This is a genomic window from Acrocarpospora sp. B8E8 (genome assembly GCF_039871605.1).
Classification (GTDB): Bacteria; Actinomycetota; Actinomycetes; order Streptosporangiales; family Streptosporangiaceae; genus Acrocarpospora; species Acrocarpospora macrocephala.
The window spans coordinates 1-6,129 of record NZ_JBDPLV010000154.1 but is presented as its reverse complement, the minus strand read 5'-3'; the positions used below and the strand labels follow the sequence as shown (position 1 = coordinate 6,129).

At 68.4% G+C, this 6,129-nt stretch carries 4 protein-coding genes; 2 read left to right on the top strand and 2 right to left on the bottom strand.

Annotation, left to right across the window (positions count from 1 at the left end; translation table 11 throughout):
- Both ABGB08_RS54020 and ABGB08_RS54015 read left to right on the top strand, forming a co-directional pair.
- Nucleotides 1-2,801: ATP-binding protein (locus ABGB08_RS54020; protein WP_347608211.1), on the top strand; the 2,801-nt coding region annotated here is incomplete at its 5' end.
- Nucleotides 2,801-3,430 (top strand): response regulator, encoded by a 630-nt coding sequence (locus tag ABGB08_RS54015; RefSeq protein ID WP_347608209.1) that lies wholly within the window; start codon nt 2,801-2,803, stop codon nt 3,428-3,430. The genes ABGB08_RS54020 and ABGB08_RS54015, both read left to right, overlap by 1 nt.
- Nucleotides 3,431-3,514: 84 nt before the next feature.
- Here ABGB08_RS54015 and ABGB08_RS54010 read toward each other — a convergent pair whose 3' ends face one another.
- Nucleotides 3,515-4,444 (bottom strand): glycerophosphodiester phosphodiesterase family protein, encoded by a 930-nt coding sequence (locus ABGB08_RS54010; protein WP_347608206.1) that lies wholly within the window; start codon nt 4,442-4,444, stop codon nt 3,515-3,517.
- Between the two features lie 108 nt (nt 4,445-4,552).
- Nucleotides 4,553-5,836, bottom strand: a complete 1,284-nt coding sequence (locus tag ABGB08_RS54005) for an adenylosuccinate synthase (protein ID WP_347608203.1) — start codon at nt 5,834-5,836, stop codon at nt 4,553-4,555.
- Between the last annotated feature and the right edge of the window lie 293 nt (nt 5,837-6,129).

Here is a 6,129-nt window from a genome sequence, read left to right as displayed (position 1 = left end):
CGGGGGTCTGGAAGGACCTCACCGACAACGTCAACTTCATGGCCAACAACCTGACCTCCCAGGTCCGCCAGATCGCCGCCGTCTCCACCGCCGTCGCCCAGGGCAACCTGTCCAAGAAGATCACCGTCGACGCGCAGGGCGAGATCCTCCAGCTGAAGGACACCATGAACACGATGGTGGACCAGCTGTCCGCGTTCGCCGACGAGGTCACCCGGGTCGCCCGCGAGGTCGGCACCGAAGGCCGCCTCGGCGGCCAAGCCCGGGTGCCCGGCGTGTCCGGCGTGTGGAAGGACCTCACCGACAACGTCAACTCGATGGCCACCAACCTGACCTACCAGGTCCGCAACATCGGCGAGGTGACCACGGCGGTCGCCAACGGCGACCTCACCCGCAAGATCGACGTGGACGCCCAGGGCGAGATCCTGGTCCTCAAGACCACCATCAACACCATGGTCGACCAGCTCTCCTCCTTCGCCTCCGAAGTCACTCGCGTCGCCCGCGAGGTCGGCTCGGAAGGCCAGCTGGGCGGCCAGGCCCGGGTGGAAGGCGTCGAAGGCACCTGGAAGCGCCTCACCGAGAGCGTCAACGAGCTGGCCGGCAACCTCACCACCCAGGTGCGCGCCATCGCCGAGGTGACCAGCGCGGTCGCCCGCGGCGACCTGACCCGCTCCATCACCGTGGACGCGCCCGGCGAGATCGCCCAGCTCAAGGACAACATCAACACGATGGTGTCCACCCTGGTGGACACCACCAACACCAACCAGGACCAGGACTGGCTCAAGTCCAACCTGGCCCGCATCTCCCGCCTCATGCAGGGCCACCGCGACCTGATCGAGGTGACCCGCCTGATCATGAGCGAGCTGACCCCGCTGGTCTCGGCCAGCCACGGCGCCTGCTATCTGGTGGTCGACGGCGAGCTCACCCTGATCGCCGGGTACGGCATCCAGCCCGGCTCCGCCCCCCGGCAGCGATTCGCGCTCGGCGAGGGCATCGTCGGCCAGGCCGCGCTGGAGACCCAGCAGATCATCCTGGAGAACGTGCCCGCCGACTACATCACCATCGAGACCGGCCTCAGCAAGGCCAACCCCGCCCAGATCGTGGTCTTGCCCATCCTGTTCGAGAACCAGGTGCTCGGCGTGCTGGAGATGGCCTCCTTCACCCACTTCAGCGAGATCCACCTGGACTTCCTGGCGCAGCTGGTGGAGACCATCGGGGTCACCATAAACACGATCATCGCCAACTCGCGTACCGAGGATCTGCTGAAGGAGTCGCAGCGGCTGGCCACCGAGCTGCAGGAGCGCTCGGACGAGCTGCAGCGCCAGCAGGAGGAGCTGCGCAGGTCCAACGCCGAGCTGGAGGACAAGGCGGCGCTGCTGGCCAAGCAGAACCGGGCCATCGAGATCCAGAACTTCCAGATCGAGCAGGCCAGGCGGACCCTGGAGGAGCGGGCCGAGCAGCTGGCCGTCTCCAGCCGCTACAAGTCCGAGTTCCTCGCCAACATGTCACACGAGCTGCGCACCCCGCTGAACAGCCTGCTGGTGCTGGCCAAGCTGCTCACCGAGAACGCCGAGGGCAACCTGACCCCGCAGCAGGTGGAGTTCGCCCGCACCATCCACGGCGCGGGCTCCGCGCTACTCCAGCTGATCAACGACATCCTCGACCTGTCCAAGGTGGAGGCCGGCCGGATGGACATCCACCCGCAGCAGCTGTCGCTGCCCACGCTGGTGGACTACATGGAGGCCACGTTCGCGCCGCTGGCCCAGGACAAGGGCCTGTCCTTCACCGTCGAGGTCGACCCGAGCGTGCCGAACGAGCTGCGCACCGACGAGCAGCGCATGCAGCAGGTGCTGCGCAACCTGCTCTCCAACGCGGTCAAGTTCACCCCGAAGGGCGAGGTCCGCCTGCAGGTGTCACACGCGCCCGACACGGTGGATTATGTGGACGAGACGCTCCGCAGCTCCGACAAGATCCTCGCGTTCGCGGTGGTCGACACCGGCATCGGCATCGCCCCCGACAAGCTCGAAGTGATCTTCGAAGCGTTCCGCCAGGCCGACGGCACCACCAGCAGGAAGTACGGCGGCACCGGCCTTGGCCTCTCGATCTGCCGGGAGATAGCCCGCCTGCTCGGCGGCGAGATCCACGTCGACAGCGTCCCCGGCGAGGGCAGCACGTTCACCCTCTACCTCCCCTTGTCGTACGCGGGACCGCTGGCCGCCAGGGACGGCGGCGCCGCCACCATCGCCTCCTACGCCGCGGAACGCCGGGACCGCATGCTCCTGGCCGACTACCAGGCCGACAGCGACGACGTGCTGCCGGACATCCCGCTCCCGACCGACCTGCCGGAACCCCGCCGGGTCACCGAGATCGACCTCGCCTCCGGCCGCGACTGGCAAGGCGAGGACCCGCTCACCGGCGCCAAGATCCTTATAGTGGACGACGACATCCGCAACGTGTTCGCGCTGACCAGCGTCCTGGAACGGCACGGCTCCATCGTCGTGTACGGCGAGAACGGCCGCGAGGGCATCGAACAGCTCGAACGCAACGAGGACGTGGCCCTGGTCCTGATGGACATCATGATGCCGGAGATGGACGGCTGGGCCACCACCTCGGCCATCCGCCGCATGCCGCAATTCGCCGACCTGCCGATCATCGCGCTGACCGCCAAGGTGATGCGCGGCGATCGGGAGAAGAGCATCGCCTCCGGGGCGTCCGACTACGTGCCCAAGCCGGTGGACGTGGATCGGCTGCTCGAACGGCTGCGCGGCTGGCTGCTGCGCGGGACCACGGCGGAGGGAAGCTGATGCCCGACCGCGCGAAGATCCTCATGGTCGACGACCGGGAGGAGAACCTGATCGCGCTGGAGGCGATCCTCAGCTCGCTGGATCTGGTCCCGGTCCGGGCCCGCTCCGGCGAGGAGGCGCTGAAGGCGCTGCTCGGCACCGAGTTCGCGCTGATCCTGCTGGACGTGCGCATGCCCGGCATGGATGGCTTCGAGACGGCCGCCCACATCAAGCGCCGGGAGCGCACCCGCAACATCCCGATCATCTTCCTGACGGTCGTCGACAGCGCGCCCGACTACGCCTTCCGCGGCTACGCGGCCGGCGCGGTGGACTACCTGACCAAACCGTTCGACCCGTGGGTGCTCCGGGCCAAGGTCGCGGTCTTCGTCGAGCTCTACAACATGACCCAGCGCCTCACCGAGCAGGCCGCCCTGCTGCGCGAACGCCTGGCCGCCGAACTCCCCAACGGCAACGCCGACCAGCCCTCGGTCCTGCCCGAACTCTCCCGCCGCCTCACCGCGGCGGAAAACGAACTCACCCGGGTACGAGAAGCCGCCCGCAAGACCGGCGACAGCTCCCTCACCGGCCCCCTGTCCGACCTCGCCCACCGGCTGGCCCACCTCCGCGCGGGATTCGACGCGCTGTCCTGACGTTCTTGACCATGGAACGCGGCCCAGGGCTACCTGGGAGTGGTGATGGCGCGAAGGGGTGTGCCGCCATGGTGGTGTGCTGAGTCAGGTCATGGCAGCGTGCCGAAGGGGACGGATCGGGGCAGGCAGCCGCATGCCCCGGCCCGTCCACAGCTCGCGCATGCGGTCCGGATAGTCGGTGACGATCCCGGCGACGCCGAGGTCGATGAGGCTCGCGGCCTCGTCGGGGTCGTTGACCGTCCAGGCCACGACCGGCAGGCCCCGCAGGGCGGCGCTGGTCATCAGCGGCAGGTCGATCAGCACGCGGTCGGGCGAGAGGGCGGTCGCGCCGACGGCTTCGGCGGCGGCGGGGACGTCGTCGGCGACGTCACGGACCTCGAAGCCCGCGAGCCAGGCGGGGTCGATGGTGTCGGCTTCGATCAGCGCGAAGCGGTGTGGGACCGCGTCGCGGGCGGCTTGCAGGATGCGCCAGTCGAAGCTGAGGATCGCCGAGGTCTGGACGCGATTGTGGCGATCCAGCTCCGCGAGGACCAGGTCGGTGAACAACTGGTGGTCCGGGGAGAGGTCCGGGCGGGTGGGGTCGGATTTCAGCTCCACGTGCAGCCGGACCTGGTCCGCGCCGTACGCGCCGACCAGACCGAGCACCGCGCCGAGGGTGGGCATCCGGGTGTCGGGGATCGGGACCTGGGTGGCCGCGAAGGGATCGTTGGCCTTCTTCGGCCGCCGGACGCCAGCGTCTAAGGTTCGGATCTGATACTGCGTGAGGCTTTTGACGGGTTTGCCGACGTAGGGGAACATCGCGTCCCCTGGCGTGAACGCGGTGGTGTCCGCGCTGGTCAGGGCCGAGATCGTCAGGTCGTGGCTGAGGATGAGCTGGCGGTCGGCCGTCAGCGTGACGTCGAACTCCAGCGCGTCGACGCCGAGCTCCAGCGCGAACGCCAGCCCTGGCAACGTGTTTTCCGGGCGCAATCCCCGCGCGCCCCGATGGCCATGCAACTCAACATGTCCGTACACATTCGCGAACCCTACCTGGTCAACCTCACGCCGCCGCGGACCCCATGCCCTCCGGCGCGCCCATGGACCCGCCGACATGGCTCGGCGGGTCGTGGACCTTCTCCCGGGTCAGACCAGGGATCTGAGCTGGAGGGTCTGGTCGCGGCCCGGGCCGACGCCGATCGCGGAGATGGGGGCGCCGCTCATCTCCTCCAGTGCCCGCACGTACGACTGGGCGTTCGGCGGGAGGTCGTCGAAGGTCTTGGCGCTGGAGATGTCCTCCTGCCAGCCGGGGAACTCCTCGTAGACGGGCTTGGCGTGGTGGAACTCGGTCTGGGTGGTCGGGATCTCGTCGTGGCGGGTGCCGTCCACGTCGTAGCCGACGCAGACCGGGATGCGCTCCAGGCCGGAGAGCACGTCCAGCTTGGTGAGGAAGAAGTCGGTGACGCCGTTGATGCGGGTGGCGTAGCGGGCGATGACGGCGTCGAACCAGCCGCAGCGGCGGTTGCGGCCGGTGGTGGTGCCATACTCGTGGCCGGTCTTGCGGAGCCACTCGCCCTGGTCGTCGAGGAGTTCGGTCGGGAACGGGCCCGAGCCCACCCGCGTGGTGTACGCCTTCAGGATGCCGATCACCCGGGTCAGCCGGGTCGGCGGGATGCCCGAACCCGCGCAGGCGCCGCCGCTGGTGGGCGAGCTGGACGTGACGAACGGGTAGGTGCCGTGGTCGATGTCCAGGAGCGTGCCCTGGCCGCCTTCGAGGAGCACGAACTTGCCCTCGTCGAGGGCCTTGCAGAGCACCAGCGAGGTGTCGGCGATGTGCGGGCGCAGCCGCTCCGCGTAGCCGAGATACTCATCCAGCACCGCCGCCGGATCCAGCCCGCGGCGGTTGTAGATCTTGGTGAGGATCTGGTTCTTGTCGTGCAGCGCGCCCTCGATCTTCTTCTGCAGGATGCCCGGGTCGAGCAGGTCCTGCACCCGGATCCCCATCCGGTTGATCTTGTCGCTGTAGGCGGGGCCGATGCCCCGGCCGGTGGTCCCGATCTTCGCCTTGCCCAGGTAGCGCTCGGTGACCTTGTCCAGCGCCTTGTGGTGGGGCATGATCAGGTGCGCGCTGGCCGAGATCAGCAGGCGATCGCAGTTGATCCCCCGCTGCGCCAGCCCGTCGATCTCGCCGAGCAGCACGCCCGGGTCGATCACGACACCGTTCCCGATCACCGGGATCACCTCGGGCGAGAGCACTCCCGTCGGGAGCAGGTGCAGCGCGTATTTCTGATCGCCGATGACGACCGTATGCCCCGCGTTGTTGCCCCCCTGGTAGCGAACCACATAGTCGACCTCACCCCCCAGGAGGTCGGTGGCCTTCCCCTTGCCCTCATCGCCCCACTGGGCACCCACGAGAACGACAGCCGGCATGTTCAAACTCCCACGCACAAAAGCCAAGCCCCTGACGCAATAGCTATCAGGGGCTCTTGCAACCTGAGAGTACCTGAAATCGTCCACCTGTCCGGCTCGGCAGGCATACGACCAACGGTCAAGGATTGCCCGAAGCGGTCTGGGGGCTGATGCGGGGGTTCTCCCACCCACCCACCCTTGTTGCCCTGCCGGGCGGGCCGCTCACGCGTGCGCGTGTTGCCCTGACGGGCGGGGTTGTGGTTGCCGTGTTCTCCCACCCAGCCCTTTGATCTACCTCGGGGCTCCGCCCCGCC